Origin of the sequence: Clavibacter sp. VKM Ac-2873 (assembly GCF_015351075.1) — a bacterium.
GTDB lineage: Bacteria > Actinomycetota > Actinomycetes > Actinomycetales > Microbacteriaceae > Clavibacter.
The window spans coordinates 1,323,406-1,343,255 of sequence record NZ_JADKRS010000001.1 but is presented as its reverse complement, the minus strand read 5'-3'; the positions used below and the strand labels follow the sequence as shown (position 1 = coordinate 1,343,255).

Sequence of the window (19,850 nt, the reverse complement as noted above, 5' to 3'; positions counted from 1 at the left end):
TCATCCGCTTTTTCGGATCAAGCTCTGTGATTCGAAAATCCGGATCGTCGATCACCGCCGTACCCGACGAGATCCGTCACGCGATCATGAACTCCGACGGCTTCAGCGCGCGCTCCACGATGCGGACGTCGCCGATCGACGCCGGGAGCACGTGGTCGAGCTTCCCGCCGAAGAGGTTCGCGCCGAGGAGCCACGAGGTCGCGGGCGACGCCGCCGCCAGCCCGCGGTTGGACGTGGACGGGTTCCGCACCACCGGGCAGCCGTCGACGTACATGGTCGTGTGCTGGCTGTCGTTGACGACCGCCACGTGCCACCACGTCGCGGCCGGCAGCTCGTGCGACCAGTTCGTGAGGGATCCCTGCTGGGTCGTCGGGTAGACGCACCACTGGATCTCGCGGCTGCCGGAGACGCTGAGGGTCGCGGCGGGCTCGTCCGGGTCGCCCGCGTCGCCGGGCGTCTTGCCCGCGTCCTTCGCGGAGGCGGCGCGGGAGAGGATCGCGCTGAAGCCGTCCGCGTCGCCGTCGAAGTCCGCGGGGACGCGCACGAACGCCTCGACCGTGTAGCCCTGGCGGAAGGTCGCGGCGTCGAGCGGGGCGCCGTCGACGGTGCGCAGGTAGTCGCCGCTCGTCTTGCCGCCCGTGAGGGTGAGGCTGCCGAAGCCGGGCTGGTCGTCGTGGTGCGCGGAGGCGAAGCGCAGGGATCCGGGGGTCGCGCCCGCGCGGTTCGCCACCACGAGGTCGTTGCCGCGGCCGGAGGCGTCCGCGATGCGCGTGGTGGTGCCGAGGGCGGATCCGTCGGCGTGCCCGTCGAACCGCCAGTACGCGACCGTGCCGGGGACGAGCATCTGCGCGGCCGGCCGGGCGGCGCGCACGGGGGCGGGCGCGAACCCGGCGAAGCGCTGCGCGAAGTCCACCGACACGGTGAACCGGTCGACGTCGCCGGAGAGCTGCGCCTCCTCGTCCGCGAGCTCGTTGCCGGTGCCGAGCCCGCCGCCCAGGATGAAGGGCGACAGGGTCTCGACGTCGATCGCGTTCCGCTCGAGGTCCACGTGGTACAGCCGGATCATCGCGGCGCCGCCGTAGTAGCGGTCCTGGTAGTTCACGAGGTGCAGGTCCACCTCGTGGCCCGCGCGGTTCTTCTTCGTCGTGCGACCCGGCTTCCAGTAGTGGCCGTTCAGCGTGAGGAAGATCTGGTCGTGCTGGCTGATGAAGGAGTCCCAGAGGCCCTGGCCGTAGTCGTCGAGCACGGCGGATCCGTCGGGCGTCGAGTCGACGATGTCGTGCGCCGTGAGGATCACCGGCAGCGTCGGGTGCGCCGCCAGCACGCCGCGCGCCCACTCGACGCCGCGGGCGCTCGTGCGCCAGTCGAGGGCGAGGACGAGCCAGTCGCGGCCGCCCGCTGTGAAGGTGTGGAACGAGTTGTAGCCGTCGGGGCTGGATCCGCGGTAGCTCGGGGACTTCCGGAACCGCTTCGGCCCGAACGCGTCGAGGTAGGGCGTGCGGCCGCGCTGGTCGTCGGTGCTGCCGTCGACGTCGTGGTTGCCGGCGAGGACGCTCCACGCCGCGCCCGCCTTGTCGAGGAGCGTGAACTGCGCGCTCGCCGCCTGGATCTCCTTCTCCGCGCCGTTCTGCGTCACGTCGCCGAGGTGCGCGAGGAACACGATGTTGTGCCGGTCGCGCTCGGCGAGCACGTAGCGGAGCGACGCCTCGAGCGGCTCCGGGTGGATCGACGCGCCGTCGAAGAGGTACTGCGTGTCGGGCAGCACGGCGATCGTGAAGCGGGGCGACGTGGTGTCGGGCTTCCAGCGGGCGCCGGATCCCTGCTGGGCGGCGGGCGTCCGCACGGCGCTGGCGCCGAGCGCGTCGTCGGACGCGGTCTCCGCCGCGGCGGGGAGGGCGCCGCCCAGGCCGGCCACGCCGAGCGCGCCGGCCGCGCCGCTCGTGATGAGGAAGCCGCGGCGGGAGAGCGCGGAAGAGGGAGACGTCGTCGGGTCCTGGGTCACGGGGGACGACGGTAGGCGCGACGGGTGAACGGGACGCGGCACCGCGGTGGACGGGTGGCGGCGGGTCAGCCGACCGGCGGCTGGATGAGGTCCCAGGGCGCGCCGTACGGGTCCTCGAAGACCGCGACGGTGCCGTACGGCTCGTGGCGCGGTTCCTCGCGGAACACGACGCCGTGCGCGAGCATCCGCGCGTGCTGCGCGGCGACGTCGTCGGTCTCGAGGAAGAACGCGACGTCGTCCCCGGCCTGGCGCCCGACCGGCGCGGCGTCGCCGGCGAGCGCGAGGACGAACCCGGCCCCGGGGCCGTCGGGACCCACGACCACGCGGCGCCAGCCGCTCGGCATGGTGTCGTCCTGCCGCACGACGAAGCCCAGCGCGTCGACGAAGAACGCGAGCGCCTCGTGGTGGTGGCGGACGAGGTAGGTGACGTTCTGCAGCCGGATCATCCCCGCACCGTATCGGCCGCCCCTACGGTGGGACCGTGACCCGACCGTCCCGCCTGCGCCTCCTGCTCGTCGTCGCGACGCTCGCCGTGGTGGCCGGCGCCGTGACGCTGGGCGTCGGTCTGATGCAGCCCGCCGCCAGCGGCTGGTTCGCGTACGCGCCGCTGTCGGGCGAGTCGTTCGTGCCGACGGGCGTGCACCTCGTCTTCACGGCGGCTCTCGTGTCCGCCGGCGTGCTCGCCGTGGGCGTCGTCGCCCTGGGGCTCTGGTGGGGGATCCGGATCGGCCGCCGCCGCGACGACGCCTGACCGGGGATCGGCGCGTGTCACAGTTGTCCATGCGCATCGCCGACTTCCCCGTGCCCGACACGGCCGCCGCCCGCGGGGCCCTCGAGCTCGCCACCGCCTACCAGTCCGCCGCGATCACGGCCCACGCGCTCCGCTCCTGGCTGTGGGCGGAGGCGTTCGCGGTGGTCGAGGGCCTGGCGGACGTCGACCACGAGATCCTCTACGTCTCGGCGGTGCTGCACGACATCGGCACGGTCGCGGAGTTCGACGCCCACACGGTCTCGTACGAGCACGCGGGCGGGCACGTCGGCGTGGCGCTCACGGCCGGGGCCGGCTGGCCGGCCGCGCGTCGGCAGCGGGTGCTCGACGCGATCGTGCGGCACAACTGGCCGTCGGTGGATCCGGCGCTCGACGTCGAGGGTCACCTCCTGGAGGTCGCGACCGGCCTCGACATCTCCGGCGCGCGGGCCGACGTCCTGCCCGAGGGGTACCTCCGCGAGGTGCTGGCGGCGCATCCCCGCGGCGACCTCGCCGCCGAGTTCGGCGCGTGCGTCGTCGACCAGGCGGAGCGGAAGCCGACGACGGCCGCGCGGCGCCTCGTCGACGGCGGCATCATCGCGAAGCTCGCGGCGAACCCGCTCGAGGGGCTCCGGTGAGCCGCGCCGCGATGCGCGTGCTGCTGGCCGTGGCGGTGCTGGCGACCGCGGGCGGGACGGTCGCGCTCGTCGTCGCGCTGGCGCAGCCGGTCGTCATCGGCTCGTTCGCGGCGGTCGGCCCCGGGAACCCGTTCCGCGGATCCGGGGTGCACTTCCTCACGACCACGGCGATCGTCGGGGCCGCGCTGCTGGCCGTCGGCCTCGCGGGCCTGGCGCTCGCGCTCGGGATCCGCGTCGGCGTGGGACCGCGGGCCGGCGTCGGGCCGGATGCCGGACCCGACCACGACCCGCGTGGGCCGGGCCGCGCCTAGCCGACGCGGCCGACCGGTCGTCACGCCGGCGGGACCTGCCGCGCCGTCCGGCCCGAGGGGGACCGCGCCGGGCGCCAGGAGCGCTGGACCCGGTCCATCCAGGTCACGATCACGGCATGCGGCGTGGTGAGCGCGGCGATGAAGACGAGGTACGTGCCGAGGGTCGCCGTGCGCAGGGTGAGCGCGAACGCGACGAGCAGCACGACGGCCGCGAGGGTGATCGGCCAGGCGTCCCGGAGGAAGCGCGCGAACGGGGCGCGGAGATCCCCGCGGGCGAGCGCCGCGGCGCTCTCCGGCCGCAGCAGCTCGAGCCGGATGATGTGCCGGACCGCGTGCCACAGCGTGAAGTACAGCCCGACCGCGAGCACGGGCGGCGTCGTGAGGAACAGCGCGATGAGCACGGCGGACTCCGTCGCCGGGCGGGCGCGGGCACCGCGCGGGCGGAGCAGCGGCTGCACGACCGCGAGCCCGAGCACCACGACGGCGATCGCGGGACGCACGAGGTCGCCCGCGGCCAGCGCATCCGGGATCACGGCGCCCGGATCCACCGCGCGGACCGTCGACGCGAGCACCGCCGCGTAGTCGCCGGGCGCCGCGACGAGCGGGAGCAGCATCGGGAACGCGCCGCGGAGGACGACCGTCACGACGGCGTCGGCCCGGGAGGCCGGCCCCTCGCCGAGGAGGTGGTCGACGAAGAGGTCGCCCTGGCCCCAGTGGAACCAGGTGAGCAGGACGAACGCGACGAACCCCGCGATCGGGCTCGCCCGCCAGAGCGCGACGGTCGCGAGCCCGACGACGACGTAGAGCGCGACGACCACGAGGATCGAGGCGGTCACCCCGGTGCGGGGTCGGAGCGCGGCCGGGACCAGGTGGTCCATGGCGCCGTGCGGGAGGCCGAAGACGAGGACGCTCACCGCGAAGGGGATCACCTGCACGGCGTCCGGGATGGTCACGCCAGCCAGGCGCAGGAGCCCCATGAGCAGCGCCACGGCGGCGAACGCCACGGTGACCGGCGTGAGGATGCGTCGGCGGACGACCGTGCGGAGCGCGGCCGGCACCGGCGTCGGCGCCTCGACGACGCCCGCCGCCTCGCTCACCGCCGCGCCCGCACGCGGATCCGCGTAGCGAGGTCGACGCCCGTGGCCGCGGCCGCCCGGAGGAACGGGACCTTCGGCAGCGCGAGCACCAGCCGCAGCTCGTCCCCGAGCGTCGCGCGCTCCGTGAGGAAGCGGACGGCGAGGGGGCCCGGGAGGTCGCGGAACATGCGCGCGAACACCTCGGGCGCGCGCTCCGGCTGGTCGCGCAGGAACCGGAGGAACACCGCGTCCAGCGCGCGGGTGCGCCACGGGTCCCGGAACGCGGGGACCGCCGACCCCGTCGCCAGGGCGCGGGCGACCTGCCGGGCCTGCCGCTGGATGCGCGCGTACGCGTAGCCGCTGCTCGACCGCGTGATCCCCGCCCGCACGCCCACGGACGCCACCGGCCCCGCGGGCACGGGCTCGTCGGTCATCGGGATGGAGCCCGCCTCCTCCCCGACGACGGTCCACTCGTCCGGTGCCAGCCCCCAGCGCCGCACGACGTAGCGGGCGATGTCCTCCCGGAACGGCTCCGGATCCTCCGCGTCCGGCAGGAAGGCGGTGGCCTCCATGAGCGCCTCGGTGGAGCTGACGGGGAGCACGTAGACGAAGCGCACGGCCGTGTCCCCGGCCGGCCGGCCCACGTCGAAGTCCATGAGGGTCGCGGTCGTGGGGTCGAAGACGGGGATCGTGGTGCGGATCCGCTGCCCGAGGAACCGCTGGTGCAGGCGCACGCGGCCGGGCTGCGGCGGGCCGAGCGGCAGCGGACCGCGCGCATCGACCACGGTGGACGCGCGCAGCTCCCCGCGCGTCGTGTCGATCCCCGTCGCCGTGACCCCGCGGATGTGCGCGCCCGCGTGGAGCGTCGTGGTGGCCGGCCGCGCATCCGCCCGGGCCGACATGGCCGCGCGGTAGTCGGCGGCGCGCACCATGCGGTACGGGTGGTCGGGGTCGCTCGCCGTCACGACGTCGCCCGGCCGGCGGATCTCCCAGCTCGCCCACGACGCTCCGACCGCCTCGGGCACGGGGTCGGAGCCGTCGTCCCAGGAGCTCCAGGTGCGCGGATCCCGACCCGCGCGGCGGCCGTCCACGACGCCGACCCGGAGGTGCGGTGCCACGACCGCGAGAGCCTCGGCGAGGGCCAGCCCGGCGCAACCGCCGCCGGCGATCGCGACGTCGACGACGTCCGGGCGGAGGGCGCCGGGCGGGAGGCCGGGCGCGGCCGGCGCGGCCGGCGCGGCCGACCCGGCCGGCCGGGGGAGCGCGTCGGGGGAGGGCATCGGCGTCCTCTCCGGCGGATCGAGGGCGCCAGGTCGGCGCCCCTCGATCCAATCACCGGTCCGGCGATGCGGCGGCTCCGTGCCGCGGAGCCCGGCGGCGCGTAAGGTGCGCCGCCCGGTCCCCGGTCCCCGGTGCCCGATCAGCCGATCAGCGACGGCCGCAGGTCGCGCAGCGTGCGGTGCGACGTGATGCGGATCGCCCCGGCCAGCGCCACCGCGAGCCCCGCGACCAGCCACAGCGCGAGCACGCCCGCATCCTGCGCGGCCTGGCCGAGGTCGCCGCCGTACATGAGCTGGCGGAGCGCGTCCACCGCGAAGCTCATCGGCAGCACGTGGTGCAGCGCCGCGAGCGGCCCGGGCAGGGTCTGCCAGGGGAACGTGCCGCCCGCGGTCACGAGCTGCACGACCATGAGCACGAGGCCGAGGAACTGGCCGACGCTGCCGAGCAGCACGTTGAGCGCGAGGATGATCGCCGCGAACGTGATGGAGGCGAGCACCATCGTCCCGTACATGGCGAGCGGGTGGGCGATGTGGAAGCCGAGCGCCCCGGCGACGATCGCGTAGAGCCCGGCCATCTGCACGACGCCGAGGAGCGCGGGCGTGAGCCAGCCGGCGAGCGTGATCCTCAGCGGCGCCTTGCGGGCCGTGATCGCGCGACGCGACAGCGGCTTCACGATGAGGAACAGGGCGTAGATCCCGATCCACGCGGCCAGGCTGATGAAGAACGGCGCGAGCCCGGCGCCGTACTCGCCGGCCTGCGTCACGGCGTCCTGGCGGAGCGCGACCGGGTCGCCGATGGTGTCGGCCTGCGCGTTCCGCTGCGCGTCCGTGGATGCGGGGATCTGGTCGAGCCCCGAGTCGAGGCCGTCGCGCAGCTTCGTCGTCCCGTCCTGCAGCGTGCCGAGGCCGGACGCGAGCGAGGTCGCGCCGTCGGACGCGGAGTGCGCGCCGGTCGCGAGGGTCGCGCTGCCGTCGGCGGCCTGGGCGATGCCGTCGGCCAGGGCGGGGGACGCCTTCGCGAGCGCGTCCGCGCCCGTCGCGACCTGGGAGCTGCCGGACGCGAGCGTGCCGGCGCCCTGGGCGAGGGCGGCGGATCCGGTCTGCAGCTTCGCGGCGCCGGCGGCCACCTGCGCGCTGCCCTGGGCGACCTGCTCGCTGCCGGCGGCGAGCTGCGTCAGCTGGGAGTCGAGGCCGTCGGCCCCGGCGGCGGCGCCCGTGATGTCGGTGCCGAGCACGTCGAGCTTCGCGAGGGCGGCGTCGATGTCGGCCTTCGGGATCCCGGCGTCCTGCATGCGCTTCTGGATCGTGGCGCGGATGGTCGGGACCCGTCCGGCGAGCTGGTCGACGCCCGCGGTGGCGGTGGATCCGAGGGCCGCGATCTGCGCGTTCCCGTCGGCCACCTTCCGCGCGCCCACCGCCGTCTGCTGCGCGCCCGGGGCGAGCGCGGCGGCGCCCGTCGAGAGCTCGTCCGCGCCGGAGGAGAGCGTCGCCGCGCCCGACGCGACCTGGTCGGCGCCCGATGCCAGCTTCTCGGTCTGCGCAGGGAGCTGCGCGGTGCCCGTGCGGAGCTGGCCGAGCCCGGAGGAGAGCGTGTCCGCGCCGGCGGCGAGCTTCCCGTTCCCGTCCGCCAGGTCATCGGCGCCGGAGCGGGCGGACGCGGTCCCGTCGACGAGCTGCTGCGCGCCGGAGGCCGCGTCGCCGAGGCTCGAGCGCACGTCCGCGAGGCCGAGCAGGAGCTTGCCCGCGGCCTCGGTGCCGACGCGCGAGGCGACCGACTTCGTGATCCGCGCGCCCGCCTGCTGCGCGATCGTGGTGGCGAGGTAGCTGTTGGCGTCGTCGGTGGCCATGACCACGCGGGCCTGCTGCGGATCCGTGCCCGACGCCGACGAGAGCGCCGCCGAGAAGCCGGAGGGGATGGTGAGCGTGAAGTCGTACGTGCCGTCCTCGAGGCCCGTGCGCGCCTCGGCGGAGGAGACCTCGTGCCAGTCGAAGGAGGCGTCGTCGAGCACGTCCTTCGCGACGTCGGTGCCGTAGTCGACCGGCTTCCCGTCGACGGTGGCGCCCTGGTCGGCCACGACGAGCGCGGCGGGGACCTTGTCGAGGGCGCTGTACGGATCCTGGTTCGCCCAGAGGTAGAGGCCGCCGTAGAGCACGGGCACCAGCACGAGCGCGACGAGCGCGATCTTGGACATGGTGGTGGCGGTGAGGCGCGTCAGCTCGGCGCGCACCAGGGGGATCAGTCTCATCGGGTCTGCGTTCCGTCGATCGAGGGGGTGGGTTCGGGGGTGGCGCCGGGCGCGGGCGTCGCGTCGTCGGCGGGGAGCGCGGCGATGGCCTCGGCGGCGGCCTCGCTCGTGACGACGAGCACGCCGGTGCCGGAGCGGGCGAGGTCGCGGAGGACGCGCATCCACTCGGCGACCGCGCCGCCGTGCCGCTCGGGCGAGGTGACGATCACGGCCTCCACGCCGTCGCGGGAGGCGGCGAGCGCGGTGAGCAGGCGGATCCGGGCGACCGCGGGCACCGCCGAGAAGGGGGCGCGGGACAGGTCGGCGAGGCCGTGATCGTCGAGGATCACGCCGACCTCGTGGCGGCCGGAGCGGTGCCCGGCGAGCGCGAGCTCCTCGGCGACGACCGCGCGGAGCGTGACGTCGTCGGCGGGCTCGTTGATCCGCGGGGTGTCGACGAGCGCGACCCGCTCGGCGATGCGCAGGGCGACGCCCGCGGAGTCGTCGCCGTCGAGGGCGATGGACCCGCCGTCGATGCGCATGCGGCCGGAGGCGACGAGGGAGAGGACGGTGGGGCGCAGCTCGGTCTCGGCGATCGCGACCACGGGATCCGGGCCGCCGTAGGAGATCGAGATGGCGGGCAGGGCGGGCGCGGGGCCGTCGCCGACGCGCGCGTCGGTGAGCGTGACGATCACGAGGCGGCCTCCGTCCGGGCAGCGGCGGCCGGTGCCACGGCGGGCGCGGCGGCGACGTGCGGCGTGCACTCGCGGAGCTCGGGGGTGGCGGCCATGAGCTCGCCCGACGCGCGCCAGTCGAGGCCGCAGAGGGCGAGCGAGGTGAGGATCACGAGGGAGTGGCCCTCGGCGCGGCCGATGTCGCTGCGGGTCGCCTCGTCGAGCACCGCGAGCGCGCCGCCCTCGATCAGGCGCGCGAGCGTCGCGGCCGGGATGTCGCCGCGCAGCTCGCCGGCCGCGATGCCGCGCTCGACGACGCGCAGCAGCTCGGCCCGGAGCGGCGCGAGCTCGGCGCCGATCTCGCGCGCGAGCGGTCCGCGGACGGCCACCCGGGCCATCACGCGCACCTGCTCGACCTCGGCCCAGAGCCGTGCGCCGATGAGGGCGACGTGGATCCGGCTGTCGTCGTGCGTGATGCCCGCGAGCGCGTCGACCACGCGGCGGGCACCGCGCTCCAGCACCTCGCGCACGAGGTCGTCGCGCGTGGCGAAGTGCCCGTAGACGGCGCGTCGGCTGAGGCCGGCGGCCGCGGCGATGGTCTCGAGGGAGGCGTCCGGGTCGCGGTCGAGCGCGACCACGGCCGCGTCGACGAGGGCCTGGCGGTTCGTCGCGGCGTCCTTGCGGGGCGCGCGCGCGGAGGCGAGGGAGGTCATGCGACCAGGCTAGCTATCCTGCACACGTGTGTGCAACTTAGCCCGGCGAGCTCCCAGCCGGCGAGTGCGCGCCCGCCCGGATCAGCTCCGCAGGGTCTCGCTCGGCAGCTCGCCGAAGACGCCCGCGTACGACGCCGCGAACCGGCCGAGGTGCGCGAAGCCCCACTCCTCGGCGACGCTGCGGACGGTCGTGGTGGTGGGCGTCGCGTCCAGGAGCTGCGCGCGCACCCGGCGCAGGCGGATCCCGCGCAGGTACTCGGTGGGCGTCTGGCCGTGGTGGCGGCGGAGGGCGAGCTGGAGCACGCGCGTCGAGATCCCCGCGGCGGCGGCGGCCTCGGCGGGCGTGATCGGCAGGTGCGCGTTGTGGTGCAGGTACTCGACGGCCACGCGGATGTGGGCCATGCGCGGCGCGCGCAGCTCGGCGGGCAGCTCCACGTCGTCCCAGGGGAACAGGCGGAGCGTGGCGCGGGCGAGCGACAGGTCGGCCTCGAGGCGCATCAGGGGGGAGGCCTCGGGGTCCGTGATGATCGGGGCCGCGGCGGCGACCGCCTGGCGCCAGATCGCGGCCGTCTCGGCCGTCGGCACGCTGCGGTGCTCGAACAGCAGCGGACGCGCGGGGCCGTGGTGGAACTCGGTCGCCGTCTGCTCGAGGAAGCCCGCGTCGAGGTGGACGCAGTTCTGCCGGGTCGAGCTCGCCTGGTACTGGAACGGACGGCCGGTGGGGAGGAGGAACGGGAGCTGGCCGCGGGAGGAGACGGCGCGGGATCCGCGGTCGACCGTGATCTGCCCCTCGAGGAACCAGGTGACCACGTGCTCAGGCAGCTGGCCGCTCTCGGCCCACTGCGTGCCGGCGATGCGCGAGGTGCGGAGGGTGACGCGCTCGCTGCCGAGGATCGCGTAGCGGTAGGAGAAGGCCTTCGTGCGGCGGTCGGGGGCGAAGCGGATCCCCTCGAGGATCGCGCCGAAGCTCGTGGTGGCCTCGTCGATGTCGGCGCCGGCCATGACGGCGCGGAGGAACGGCTCGGTCGAGGCGGCGGCGGGAGCGGACGCGGGGGTGGCGGCGGTGTCGGCGGGCGCGGCGAGGGCGTCGGTCGCGGCGGGCACCGCCGGTGCGGCGGGCCCGGTGGGCTCCGCAGCCGCAGCCGCAGCCGCGGTTGCGGAGGCCTGGGCGTCGGCGGCCATGCCCATGACGGCCGCGCCGGCCGAGGCGACGAGCGAGAGGGATCCGGTGCCGAGCGACGCGGTGTCGGGCGCCGTGTCGGACGGGGGCGCGACGAGTGCGGCCTCGACGCCCGCGGCGTCGGCGTGGGTCGTGCGCGGGCGGTGCGAGGGATCCCTCGTTCCGATGGGGGGCATCGTGGTGGTCATGGTTCCTGCGGTCTCTGGGCGTCGGTCGTCTCCGCCCTCCCGCACATCATGCATCGTGCACTCGCGGTCGGGCCCCTCCGGGGTCCCGGACGGTGATGGTCATTCGGCGCGGCCCCGCCAGGGAGCGGGTCGACGCTCCGCGGATATCCGCTGAGCGAATGCGCGTCCCCCGATCGGTTGCGACGGCACCGGACGTCGCCTCCCCGCGCGCGCCCCGGCGACGCACCGGCCGCGCCCCGCGCACGCACCGGATCCGCACGGCCGCGCCGCCTAGGCTCGGGGCTCGCGGTCGTCTTCCCCACCGCTCCCGCACCCCCGAGAGGCGCCGCATGACGAGCGACCGGTCCCTGGCCTTCATCCTGCTGCGCTCGTGCCTCGTGATGGTGGCGCTCGGCGTCGTCACCGTGCAGACCGGGGGCGGCCTCGGCGTCGTGGGCGTCGTGGCGTTCGTCCTCGCGGCCGGCCTCGGCGGCGGCGCGACCTTCTACTGGCGGCGGCACCTCGCGTCGAAGCGGCGCGACCCCTTCAGCTGACCGTCGACGTGAGGGTCGACGACCCGTCCGACAGGCGCCGGACCTCGATGCGGTCGGCCACCCGCTGCTTGAGCTCCTCGACGTGGCTGACGATGCCGACCGTGCGGCCGTCGGAGGACAGCCGCCCGAGCTCCGACATGACGGCGTCGAGCGTCTCCGGATCCAGCGTGCCGAACCCCTCGTCGACGAAGAGCGTGCCGAGCTGGAGCCCGCCCGCCTCCGCCTGCACGACGTCGGCGAGGCCGAGCGCGAGGGCGAGCGACGCGTAGAACGTCTCGCCGCCGGAGAAGCTCGCGGGCTCGCGCACGCGGTCGACGACGTGGTCGCGGATCTGCAGCGCGAGCCCCGTCTTGCGTGACCGGCTCGTCGCCTCCCGCTCCTCGCTCACCTCCAGCTCGTAGCGGCCGCTGGACATGATCCGCAGGCGCGCGTTGGCGGCCCGGACGACATCCTCGAAGCGGCGGAGCAGCACGTAGGTGCCGAGGGTCGTGCCGCGTGTGTTCTCGGGGGTGAGGGCGTTCGCGACCTCGGCCATGCGGATCGCGGCGCGCGCCTGGTCGCCCGCGCGGGCGCTCGCGCGGCGGGCGTCGTCGTGGCGGGCGAGGGCCCGCGCGCCGCGGTCGGCGCGGTCGCGTGCCCGGGCGGCCCGCTCGGCGCTGGTGCGCGCGGCGGCCTGGGCGGCGTCCAGGGCGGCGCGGGCCGCGTCCGGATCCGGGTGCTCGGCGCCCGTGAGCGACGCGACCTCGGGATCCACGAGCCCCTCCGCGACGACGGCCTGCTCCCGCTCGTGCGCCGCGACCCGCCGCGCGACGGCCTCGAGCTCGGCCGGCGGGAGGGCAGCGGCCCGCGCCTCCTCCTCGGTCGCGAAGGACCGGTCGGCCAGCGCCTGCGCGAGCTCGGCGGCGCGCGCGGCGGCGTCGGCGGCCGTGCGCTCGCGGGCCGTGCCGAGGGCGATGAGGCGGTCGACGAGGGCGCGCTCGGCGGCGCGCTCGGCGACCAGGGCGGCGACGCGTGCGGTGTCGGCGGTGGCGCCGGAGCCGCCGGCGGGGCCGGATCCGTCCGGGTCCCGCTCGGCGTCCTGCGGCGCGTCCCGTTCCGCGAGCACCGCGCGCACGGCCGCCTCGTCCTCCGCGAGGAGCTCGCCCGCGCGGATCACGCGCTCGCGCAGCCCGGAGAGGGCGGCCCGGGCGTCATCGCGGCGGGCGCGGATCCGCTCGGTCTCGGCGTCGTGTGCGACGACCGCCGCCTCCGCCGCCCGGAGCGCCCCGCCGGCCGCCTCGGCCTCCGCGAGGCGCGCGGTGCGGGCGGCGACCTCGGCGTCGGCGGTCTCGGCGGTGATCCCGTCGAGCGCCGCCCGGGCGACCTCGTGCCGCGCGGTCTCCGCCGAGAGCTCCGCCGCCGCGTCTCCCTGCGCGCGCTCCGCCCGGGCGCGCGCGTCCGAGGCCCGCTCGATCTCGTCGTCGTCCGGGTGCCCGGGCGCGCTCGGGGCCGGATGCGGGTGGTCGACCGCGCCGCACACCGGGCAGGGCGCGCCGTCCGCGAGCTCCCGCGCCAGCTCGCCGGCGAGCCCGCGGATCTTCCGCTGCCGCAGCTCGGACTCGTGGCGCACGGCGGTCACCGCGTCGGCCGAGCGCGCGTCGAGGGCATCCCGGGCCGCGCGGATCCGCGCCTCCAGCCCCTCGAGCTCGGCCACGCGACGCCGGGTCGCCTCCGCCTCGGCGACCGCCGCGCGTGCCGGGTCGACGCCGCCCGCCGCGGCAGCCGCGGCGTCCCGAGCCTCGACCAGCGGGATCCGCCCGGCCGGACGCAGCGCGAGCGTCGCCTCGGCCTCGGCGGCGGATGCCTCGCGTGCCGCGACCGCGTCCTCGGCGGCCCGCACGTCCGCGCGACGGCGGGGCAGCCCGCGCTCGCGCGCCTCCGCGTCGGCCAGCGTCGCCAGGTCAGCCACGAGCGCGTCGCGCCGCTCGGCCAACGACGACGTGGTGGCGTCGGCGATCGCGGGCCGCTCGGCCCGGCAGGCCGCGCGCGCCGCATCGTCGGCGGCCTCGGCCGCCGCTCGCGCCGCCTCGGTCCGGTCGCGCCCGGCCAGCTGGCCCGTGACCGCCGCCGCCCGCCCGGCCTCCTCCGCGCGTCGCGCCAGCCCGGCGACCTCGTCGGCCTCCGCGCGCACGGCCTCCTCGCGCGCGATCAGCGCCCGCCGCCGGTCGAGCGCGCGCGTCACCCGCTCCGCGTCGGCGAGCGCGGTCGCCGCATCCTGTCGCGCTCCCTCGTCCTCCGCGCGCGCCGCCTCCGCGGCGTCGGCGAGCTCGGCCAGCAGCCGCACGGTGTCGGGGGCGTCGGCGATCTCCAGCCCATCCACCCGCGTCGCCTCCCGCAGCCCGGTGAGCGCCTCCGCGACCTGCGCGTCGGCGGCGTCCGTGCGCGCCTTCGCGGCCGTGCGCATCTCGGCGAGCTGCCGCGCGGTGGCGTCGTACACGGCCGTGCCGAACAGCGACTGCAGCACGAGCCGCCGCTGCTCGCCCGTCGAGCGCAGGAACTCCGCGAACTCGCCCTGCGGCAGCACCACGGTCTGCACGAACTGCGCGCGCGTGAGGCCCACGATGCGCGCGATCTCCGTGCCCACCTCCTGCGTGCTCGTGCCGATCACCTCGCCCGCGTCGGCGTCGGGCGACGAGAGCCGCACGAGCGTGGCGGTCGCGTTCTGGGCCGTGGTGCCCGTGCCGCGCGCCTTCGGGCGCTGGTGCTGCGGGCTCCGGCGCACCCGGTGGATCCCCGCGGCCGTCTCGAAGACGAGCTCCACGTACGGCTCGACGCCGGGCGCCGCGTGGTGGCTGTGCAGGCGGTCGCGGCTCGACCCGTCGCTCGCGAGCGACCCGTAGAGCGCGAACACCACGGCGTCGATGAGCGTCGACTTGCCGGATCCGGTGGGCCCCTCGAGCAGGAACAGCCCCGACCGGCCCAGCTCGGCGAAGTCGATGACGTGCTCGCCGGCGAACGGCCCGATGGCCTGGAGGGTGAGCCGGTGCAGGTCCATCAGGCGCTCCGGTCCGCGGCCAGCGCTTGCTCGTAGGCCTGGCGCAGCACGAGCGCCTCGGCCTCGGTGGGGGCCGCGCCCGTCGCGTACGACACGAAGTCGGCGGCGACCTCGAGCGGATCCGTCGTCGCGTCGACCACGCGCGACCGCACGCCCTCGACGCGCCCCTCGGGCTCGTGCAACACGACGAGCGCGTGGGGCAGCGCCTCCCGCACGCGCGCCACGAGGTGCGGCGGGTGCACCGGATCGGTCACGTGCACGCGCAGCCACGCGTCGGCGAGGTCGGCGTGCCGCCCGTCGACGATCTCCGCGAGCGTCCCCGTCACCTCCGCCAGCCGTCGCGGCACCGGCGCCGGGATCAGCTCGACCGTCGTGGATCCGTCGGCCGCCAGCTCCACGAGCGCGCTCGACTTCCGCTGAAGTCGCTCCCCGAACGAGTAGGCGAGCGGCGAGCCGCTGTATCGGATGACCGGCCGCGAGGATCCTGCCGCCCGCACCTCCTGCGCCCCGTGGAGGTGCCCGAGCGCGACGTAGTCCGCGCCCCGGAACACCGACGCCGGCACCTGGTCGAACCCGCCCACGCGGATGTCGCGCTCGCTCTCGCTCGGCGCAGCTCCCGTGACGAACGCGTGCGCGACGACGACGACGCGGGCGTCCGGCCGGTCGGCGGCGTCCGCGCGCACCCGGTCCATCGCCGCACCCAGCACGGCCTCGTGCGAGCGCGGCAGGGGAGGGGCGGCGGGCGCGGCGAGGGATGCGCGCACGGCATCCGGATCCAGGTACGGCACCCCGTAGAACGCGACCGGCCCGTCGGGGTCGTCGATCACGACGGGCTCGTCGAGCGACTCGACCGACGCGCGGATCCGCAGCCCGTCGCGCAGCAGCGCCGACGCGAAGCCGAGCCGGGCTGCCGAGTCGTGGTTGCCGGGCGTGACGATGACGGTCGCGAGCGAGATCAGCCGCGCCAGCGCATCCCCGAGCAGCCGCACGCTCGGCACACCAGGTACGGCGCGGTCGTAGACGTCACCCGCGACGAGCACGACGTCGACCTCCCGCTCGCGCACGACATCGACGAGGTGGTCGAGGAACGCCGCGTGATGCGCGTGCAGGTCCTCCCCGTGGAGGGTGCGCCCGAGGTGCCAGTCGCTCGTGTGGAGGATGCGCACGCGGGTCCTTCCGTGGGGCTGCCGGCGGTGCCCGTCACGCTACCGGAGGGCGCCGACACGGCCGGGCCGGCCGGCGCCCCGGCGGCGTGCTAGCTGCCCGCCGGCTCCTTCTTCCCGTGCGCCGCGACCGACACGTCCTCCCACTTCCGCCACGTCGCGAGGCGCTGCGCGTAGTCCTTCTCCGCGATCGCCAGCGGGCCGTCGCCGAGGAAGATCCGCAGCGGCGGCTCCTCCGCGTCGACGATCGCGAGGATCGCGTCGCGCGTCGCCGTCGGGTCGCCCGGCGTCGTCGACTTGTAGCCCTCGGCCCGGCGCTCGCGCATGCCGTCGTAGGCCGCGATCGGCTCGCTCCGCTTGGCTGACGCACCCGACCAGTCGGTGCTGTACCCGGCGGGCTCGACGAGCGTCACGTGGATCCCGAACTCCGCCACCTCGAGCGCGAGCGACTGGCTGAGGCCCTCGAGCGCCCACTTCGACGCGTGGTAGATCCCGGTGTTGGTGAACGCGCTGATCCCGCCGATGCTCGAGACCTGCACGATGTGCCCGGATCCCTGCGCCCGCATGATCCCGACGGCGGCCTGCGTGATCCACAGCGCGCCGAACACGTTGGTCTCGAACTGACCGCGCGCCTCGTCCTCGCTGATCTCCTCGATCGCGCCGAACTGGCCGAAGCCCGCGTTGTTGACGACCACGTCGAGCGTGCCGAAGCGCTCCGCCGCGTGCTGCACGGCGGCGATGCCGGCGTCGCGGTCGGTGACGTCGAGCTGGATGGGGAGCACGGCGTCGCCGTGCCGCTCGACGAGCGCGTCGAGCGTGGAGGTGTCGCGGGCGGTCGCGGCGACGCGGTCGCCGCGCTCGAGCGCCGCCTCCGCCCACTCGCGGCCGAAGCCCTTGGATGCGCCGGTGATGAACCAGGTCGTCATGGGGATGTCCTCTCGTCGGTCTCCCCAGCCAACGCCCGCGGCGGGGACCGCATGCCCCGATCGCACCGAAGCCTCCGCAGGCGTCGTCCGACGGACAGCCGCGACCGGATCCGCTCGCCCGAGGGACCCCCGGGACCGCCTTGGTAGGATCGAGTGTGACTGGAGAGAACCTGCTCGGCGTGCCCGAGACCCGCCTGGCCGACGAGCCCGAGGTCGCCGCCCGCATCCAGAATGCCGACGGCGATCACGACACCCTCGGCGCCATCGCCGCCGACCACCCGCAGTCGTCGCTCGTCTGGGCGCTGCTCGCGGACTCCGCGTACGTGCAGGGCAACCGCATCGCGTCCTACGCCTTCGCCCGGGTCGGCTACCACCGCGGCCTCGACTCCCTGCGCAAGTCCGGCTGGAAGGGCCAGGGGCCCGTGCCGTGGAGCCACGAGCCGAACCGCGGCGTGCTCCGCTCCCTCTACGCGCTGCGTCGCGCGGCCGCCGCCATCGGCGAGGAGGACGAGGTCTCGCGCCTCAGCGCCTTCCTCCGCGACGCGGATCCCACGGCCGCCGGCCACATCGAGGCGATGACCGCGGGGGCGCTCCCGCCCACGGAGGCCATCGTCATCCGCGGCGAGGACTGATCCACCGCACCACCGCACCACCGCACGCCACCCGATCCACCCCGACCGACCCGCCCCGACGAGGAGTGAGCCATGCCCGCAGTAGTGATCATCGGAGCCCAGTGGGGTGACGAGGGCAAGGGACGGGCGACCGACCTCCTCGGCAGCCGCGTCGACTACGTCGTGAAGTTCAACGGCGGCAACAACGCCGGCCACACGGTCGTCGTCGGCGACGAGAAGTACGCGCTGCACCTGCTGCCGTCGGGCATCCTCACGCCGGGCGTCGTGCCCGTCATCGGCAACGGCGTCGTCGTCGACATCGAGGTGCTGTTCCACGAGCTGGACGCGCTCGCCGCCCGCGGCGTCGACGTCTCCAAGCTCCGCGTGAGCGCCAACGCGCACGTCATCACGCACTACCACCGCACCATCGACAAGGTCACGGAGCGCTTCCTCGGCAAGCGCCAGATCGGCACCACCGGCCGCGGCATCGGGCCCACGTACGCCGACAAGATCAACCGCGTCGGAATCCGGATCCAGGACCTCTTCGACGAGAACATCCTGCGCCAGAAGGTGGAGGCGGCCCTCGACGCCAAGAACCACATGCTCGTCAAGATCTACAACCGCCGCGCCATCTCGGCCGAGGAGATCGTCGAGAGCCTCCTCTCCTACGTGGAGCGCCTGCGCCCCATGGTCGGCGACGCGTCGCTCGAGCTGAACGCCGCGCTCGATGCGGGCAAGACCGTGCTGTTCGAGGCCGGCCAGGCCACCATGCTCGACATCGACCACGGCACGTACCCGTTCGTCACGTCCTCCAGCGCCACGTCCGGCGGCGCGGCCACGGGCTCCGGCGTCGCGCCCAACCGGCTCGAGCGGATCATCGCGGTCGTCAAGGCGTACACGACCCGCGTCGGTGCCGGCCCCTTCCCCACGGAGCTGAACGACGAGTCGGGCGAGTACCTGCGCGCCAAGGGCTTCGAGTTCGGCACCACCACCGGCCGCCCGCGCCGCTGCGGCTGGTACGACGCGCCCATCGCGCGCTACACGGCGCGCATCAACGGCGTCACCGACTTCGTGCTCACCAAGCTCGACGTGCTCTCGGGCCTCGCGACCATCCCGGTCTGCGTCGCCTACGACGTCGACGGCGTGCGCCATGACGAGGTGCCCGTCTCGCAGTCCGACTTCCACCACGCGACCCCGATCTACGAGGAGTTCCCGGGCTGGCAGGAGGACATCACGGCCTGCCGCCGCTTCGAGGACCTGCCGAAGGCCGCGCAGGACTACGTGACGGCCATCGAGCGCATGAGCGGCGCGCGCATCTCCGCCATCGGCGTGGGCCCGGAGCGCGAGCAGGTCGTCGTGCTGCACGACCTCCTCGAGGCCTGACCCTGATCTACGACGGCTGGGCCGACGACGCCCGCCTCAGCACGGACGCGTCGGACCTCGCGCGCTTCCTCAGCCGCGCCGACGCCCGCACGATGAACCGCGAGCGCCTGCAGGCGGATCTCGACATGGGCCAAGAGCAGTACGTCGCGGCTTGGCGCGAGCTGCACCGCTTCGGGTACGTGTCGTCGGCGGAGCTCAGGCGGCTCGTCGTCGAGCGGTAGGCCGGCCCGGCGGGCGGCTCGCTACCGCTCGAGTGGATCCGCGGGGCGGAGCCGGTCCTCGTCCACCGGGAAGGGCACGGTGTACGACAGCCGCGTCGCGGTCGTCTCGCCCCACTCGTCCTTCATCACCCTGATCTCCTCGGGCGACACCTCGGCGATCCGCACGCGCAGCCACGAACCGTCCTCGAGCCTCACCTCGTGCGGGTCGGCGAGGTACCCCAGCCCGAGCGCGTCGAGGACCTCCTCGGCGACCAGCCAGTCCACGACGCCCGTCCGGTGCCGTCCGAGGAGGTCGATGGCGACGAACCCCTCGCCGGCCGGCTCCATCCACCCCACGAGCTCGCGGTCGTCGGATCTCCGGTGCTCGATCCAGTCGGGTCCCATGCTGCGAGGCTAGCCGCGCCCGCGCCCAGCTGGCCCGCGCGTACCCGGTCGGAGTAGGGCTCGACGCTGTACGCATCCCCTTCTCTAGTGAGCGCGCAAGGAGTGCACCATGCCGCGCAGGATCCGCGTGGCCGCCTCGCGGTCGGCGTCGCTGAGGTCGCCGAGCATCCGCAGCTCCACCGCGCGCACGGCCGCGCTCGCCTTCGCCAGCTGTCGACGGCCCGTCGCGGTGAGCCGCGTCGGCTGCACGCGACCGACCGCCTCTTCGGCCGGTCGCGTGACGATCCCGTCGCGCTCGAGGGTCTTCAGCAGCACGTTCATCGACTGGCGCGTGACGAAGGCGCCGCGGGCGAGGTCGGAGTTCGAGGATCCGGGGCGCTGGGCGAGGAGCTCCAGGCACGAGTAGTGCGTGATCGTCATGCCGAGGGGGCGGAGCGCCTCCTCCATGGCGGCACGCAGTGCGCTCGCCGCCTCCTTGAGCAGGTAGCCGAGCGAGGTCGGGAGGTCGATGCCGTCGGCGCCTTGACTCATGTCAGCAGTCTGACATACGCTCCTCCATG

Annotated in this window: 20 protein-coding genes; 7 read left to right on the top strand and 13 right to left on the bottom strand. The window is 75.4% G+C overall.

Annotated elements, in window-relative coordinates; translation table 11 throughout:
• Nucleotides 1-76: 76 nt before the first annotated feature.
• Together ITJ44_RS06160 and ITJ44_RS06155 are read right to left on the bottom strand one after the other, a co-directional pair.
• Nucleotides 77-2,002, bottom strand: a complete 1,926-nt coding sequence (locus tag ITJ44_RS06160; protein WP_194633829.1) for a LamG-like jellyroll fold domain-containing protein — start codon at nucleotides 2,000-2,002, stop codon at nucleotides 77-79.
• Nucleotides 2,003-2,067: 65 nt separating this feature from the next.
• Complete coding sequence (locus ITJ44_RS06155; RefSeq protein ID WP_194633828.1) at nucleotides 2,068-2,448, bottom strand: VOC family protein; 381 nt, start codon at nucleotides 2,446-2,448, stop codon at nucleotides 2,068-2,070.
• 35 nt (nucleotides 2,449-2,483) lie between these two features.
• Here ITJ44_RS06155 and ITJ44_RS06150 point away from each other — a divergent pair, with 35 nt between their 5' ends.
• Genes ITJ44_RS06150 through ITJ44_RS06140 form a run of 3 tightly spaced genes read left to right on the top strand, consistent with a single transcriptional unit; the run spans nucleotide 2,484 to nucleotide 3,699 of the window.
• Nucleotides 2,484-2,753, top strand: coding sequence for a hypothetical protein (locus tag ITJ44_RS06150; protein ID WP_194633827.1), 270 nt, complete (start codon nucleotides 2,484-2,486; stop codon nucleotides 2,751-2,753).
• A 29-nt stretch (nucleotides 2,754-2,782) separates the two neighbouring features.
• Nucleotides 2,783-3,388, top strand: a complete 606-nt coding sequence (locus tag ITJ44_RS06145; protein ID WP_194634090.1) for an HD domain-containing protein — start codon at nucleotides 2,783-2,785, stop codon at nucleotides 3,386-3,388.
• Entirely contained in the window at nucleotides 3,385-3,699 is a 315-nt protein-coding gene (locus ITJ44_RS06140) for a hypothetical protein (protein ID WP_370551628.1), read from the top strand. The genes ITJ44_RS06145 and ITJ44_RS06140 overlap by 4 nt, the downstream gene beginning before the upstream one ends.
• Before the next feature lie 20 nt (nucleotides 3,700-3,719).
• Here the strand turns inward: ITJ44_RS06140 and ITJ44_RS06135 are convergent, their stop codons facing one another.
• The 6 genes from ITJ44_RS06135 to ITJ44_RS06110 form a co-directional block, all read right to left on the bottom strand.
• Nucleotides 3,720-4,796, bottom strand: a complete 1,077-nt coding sequence (locus tag ITJ44_RS06135) for a Brp/Blh family beta-carotene 15,15'-dioxygenase (protein WP_194633826.1) — start codon at nucleotides 4,794-4,796, stop codon at nucleotides 3,720-3,722.
• Nucleotides 4,793-6,055, bottom strand: a complete 1,263-nt coding sequence (locus ITJ44_RS06130; RefSeq protein ID WP_194633825.1) for a lycopene cyclase family protein — start codon at nucleotides 6,053-6,055, stop codon at nucleotides 4,793-4,795. Before ITJ44_RS06130 ends, ITJ44_RS06135 begins: the two co-directional genes overlap by 4 nt.
• 140 nt (nucleotides 6,056-6,195) lie before the next feature.
• Nucleotides 6,196-8,301 carry a YhgE/Pip family protein gene (locus ITJ44_RS06125; RefSeq protein WP_194633824.1) on the bottom strand — a complete coding sequence of 702 codons (2,106 nt, stop codon included), beginning with the start codon at nucleotides 8,299-8,301 and terminating at the stop codon, nucleotides 6,196-6,198.
• On the bottom strand, nucleotides 8,298-8,975 hold the full coding sequence (locus tag ITJ44_RS06120) for a hypothetical protein (protein WP_194633823.1): 678 nt from the start codon (nucleotides 8,973-8,975) through the stop codon (nucleotides 8,298-8,300). Before ITJ44_RS06120 ends, ITJ44_RS06125 begins: the two co-directional genes overlap by 4 nt.
• Complete coding sequence (locus ITJ44_RS06115; RefSeq protein WP_194633822.1) at nucleotides 8,972-9,667, bottom strand: TetR/AcrR family transcriptional regulator; 696 nt, start codon at nucleotides 9,665-9,667, stop codon at nucleotides 8,972-8,974. The genes ITJ44_RS06120 and ITJ44_RS06115 overlap by 4 nt, the downstream gene beginning before the upstream one ends.
• Nucleotides 9,668-9,748: 81 nt before the next feature.
• Complete coding sequence (locus tag ITJ44_RS06110; RefSeq protein WP_228494502.1) at nucleotides 9,749-11,023, bottom strand: helix-turn-helix domain-containing protein; 1,275 nt, start codon at nucleotides 11,021-11,023, stop codon at nucleotides 9,749-9,751.
• A gap of 341 nt (nucleotides 11,024-11,364) precedes the next feature.
• Between ITJ44_RS06110 and ITJ44_RS06105 the strand changes: the two genes are divergently transcribed.
• Nucleotides 11,365-11,568, top strand: a complete 204-nt coding sequence (locus ITJ44_RS06105; protein ID WP_194633820.1) for a hypothetical protein — start codon at nucleotides 11,365-11,367, stop codon at nucleotides 11,566-11,568.
• Here the strand turns inward: ITJ44_RS06105 and ITJ44_RS06100 are convergent.
• The 3 genes from ITJ44_RS06100 to ITJ44_RS06090 all read right to left on the bottom strand — a co-directional run bounded on the left by ITJ44_RS06100 (nucleotide 11,561) and on the right by ITJ44_RS06090 (nucleotide 16,691).
• Nucleotides 11,561-14,602: an AAA family ATPase gene (locus tag ITJ44_RS06100; RefSeq protein ID WP_194633819.1), complete on the bottom strand. Its 3,042-nt coding sequence runs from the start codon at nucleotides 14,600-14,602 to the stop codon at nucleotides 11,561-11,563. The genes ITJ44_RS06105 and ITJ44_RS06100 overlap by 8 nt on opposite strands.
• Nucleotides 14,602-15,768 (bottom strand): exonuclease SbcCD subunit D C-terminal domain-containing protein, encoded by a 1,167-nt coding sequence (locus tag ITJ44_RS06095; protein WP_194633818.1) that lies wholly within the window; start codon nucleotides 15,766-15,768, stop codon nucleotides 14,602-14,604. Before ITJ44_RS06095 ends, ITJ44_RS06100 begins: the two co-directional genes overlap by 1 nt.
• 89 nt (nucleotides 15,769-15,857) lie before the next feature.
• A complete protein-coding gene (locus tag ITJ44_RS06090; protein ID WP_194633817.1) occupies nucleotides 15,858-16,691 on the bottom strand; it encodes an SDR family oxidoreductase in 834 nt (277 codons plus the stop codon).
• 155 nt (nucleotides 16,692-16,846) lie between these two features.
• Here ITJ44_RS06090 and ITJ44_RS06085 point away from each other — a divergent pair, with 155 nt between their 5' ends.
• The 3 genes from ITJ44_RS06085 (at nucleotide 16,847) to ITJ44_RS16005 (ending at nucleotide 18,906) form a co-directional block, all read left to right on the top strand.
• On the top strand, nucleotides 16,847-17,323 hold the full coding sequence (locus ITJ44_RS06085; protein WP_194633816.1) for a DUF3151 domain-containing protein: 477 nt from the start codon (nucleotides 16,847-16,849) through the stop codon (nucleotides 17,321-17,323).
• A 72-nt stretch (nucleotides 17,324-17,395) separates the two neighbouring features.
• Nucleotides 17,396-18,685, top strand: coding sequence for an adenylosuccinate synthase (locus ITJ44_RS06080; protein ID WP_194633815.1), 1,290 nt, complete (start codon nucleotides 17,396-17,398; stop codon nucleotides 18,683-18,685).
• Between the two features lie 92 nt (nucleotides 18,686-18,777).
• Nucleotides 18,778-18,906: a hypothetical protein gene (locus tag ITJ44_RS16005; protein WP_011931910.1), complete on the top strand. Its 129-nt coding sequence runs from the start codon at nucleotides 18,778-18,780 to the stop codon at nucleotides 18,904-18,906.
• 21 nt (nucleotides 18,907-18,927) lie between these two features.
• On the opposite strand, the gene ITJ44_RS06075 is transcribed toward ITJ44_RS16005, so the two are convergent.
• On the bottom strand, nucleotides 18,928-19,290 hold the full coding sequence (locus ITJ44_RS06075) for a hypothetical protein (protein ID WP_194633814.1): 363 nt from the start codon (nucleotides 19,288-19,290) through the stop codon (nucleotides 18,928-18,930).
• An 84-nt stretch (nucleotides 19,291-19,374) separates the two neighbouring features.
• Nucleotides 19,375-19,821 (bottom strand): MarR family winged helix-turn-helix transcriptional regulator, encoded by a 447-nt coding sequence (locus tag ITJ44_RS06070; protein ID WP_194633813.1) that lies wholly within the window; start codon nucleotides 19,819-19,821, stop codon nucleotides 19,375-19,377.
• Nucleotides 19,822-19,850: the final 29 nt, after the last annotated feature.

Coding starts and splice junctions, on each gene's coding strand:
- ITJ44_RS06090 (WP_194633817.1), bottom strand. CDS start 16,691: ATGACGACCTGGTTCATCACCGGCGCATCCAAGGGCTTCGGCCGCGAG.
- ITJ44_RS06105 (WP_194633820.1), top strand. CDS start 11,365: ATGACGAGCGACCGGTCCCTGGCCTTCATCCTGCTGCGCTCGTGCCTC.
- ITJ44_RS06155 (WP_194633828.1), bottom strand. CDS start 2,448: ATGATCCGGCTGCAGAACGTCACCTACCTCGTCCGCCACCACCACGAG.
- ITJ44_RS06125 (WP_194633824.1), bottom strand. CDS start 8,301: ATGAGACTGATCCCCCTGGTGCGCGCCGAGCTGACGCGCCTCACCGCC.
- ITJ44_RS06130 (WP_194633825.1), bottom strand. CDS start 6,055: ATGCCCTCCCCCGACGCGCTCCCCCGGCCGGCCGGGTCGGCCGCGCCG.
- ITJ44_RS06110 (WP_228494502.1), bottom strand. CDS start 11,023: ATGCCCCCCATCGGAACGAGGGATCCCTCGCACCGCCCGCGCACGACC.
- ITJ44_RS06100 (WP_194633819.1), bottom strand. CDS start 14,602: ATGGACCTGCACCGGCTCACCCTCCAGGCCATCGGGCCGTTCGCCGGC.
- ITJ44_RS06075 (WP_194633814.1), bottom strand. CDS start 19,290: ATGGGACCCGACTGGATCGAGCACCGGAGATCCGACGACCGCGAGCTC.
- ITJ44_RS06145 (WP_194634090.1), top strand. CDS start 2,783: ATGCGCATCGCCGACTTCCCCGTGCCCGACACGGCCGCCGCCCGCGGG.
- ITJ44_RS06115 (WP_194633822.1), bottom strand. CDS start 9,667: ATGACCTCCCTCGCCTCCGCGCGCGCGCCCCGCAAGGACGCCGCGACG.
- ITJ44_RS06070 (WP_194633813.1), bottom strand. CDS start 19,821: ATGAGTCAAGGCGCCGACGGCATCGACCTCCCGACCTCGCTCGGCTAC.
- ITJ44_RS16005 (WP_011931910.1), top strand. CDS start 18,778: ATGAACCGCGAGCGCCTGCAGGCGGATCTCGACATGGGCCAAGAGCAG.
- ITJ44_RS06080 (WP_194633815.1), top strand. CDS start 17,396: ATGCCCGCAGTAGTGATCATCGGAGCCCAGTGGGGTGACGAGGGCAAG.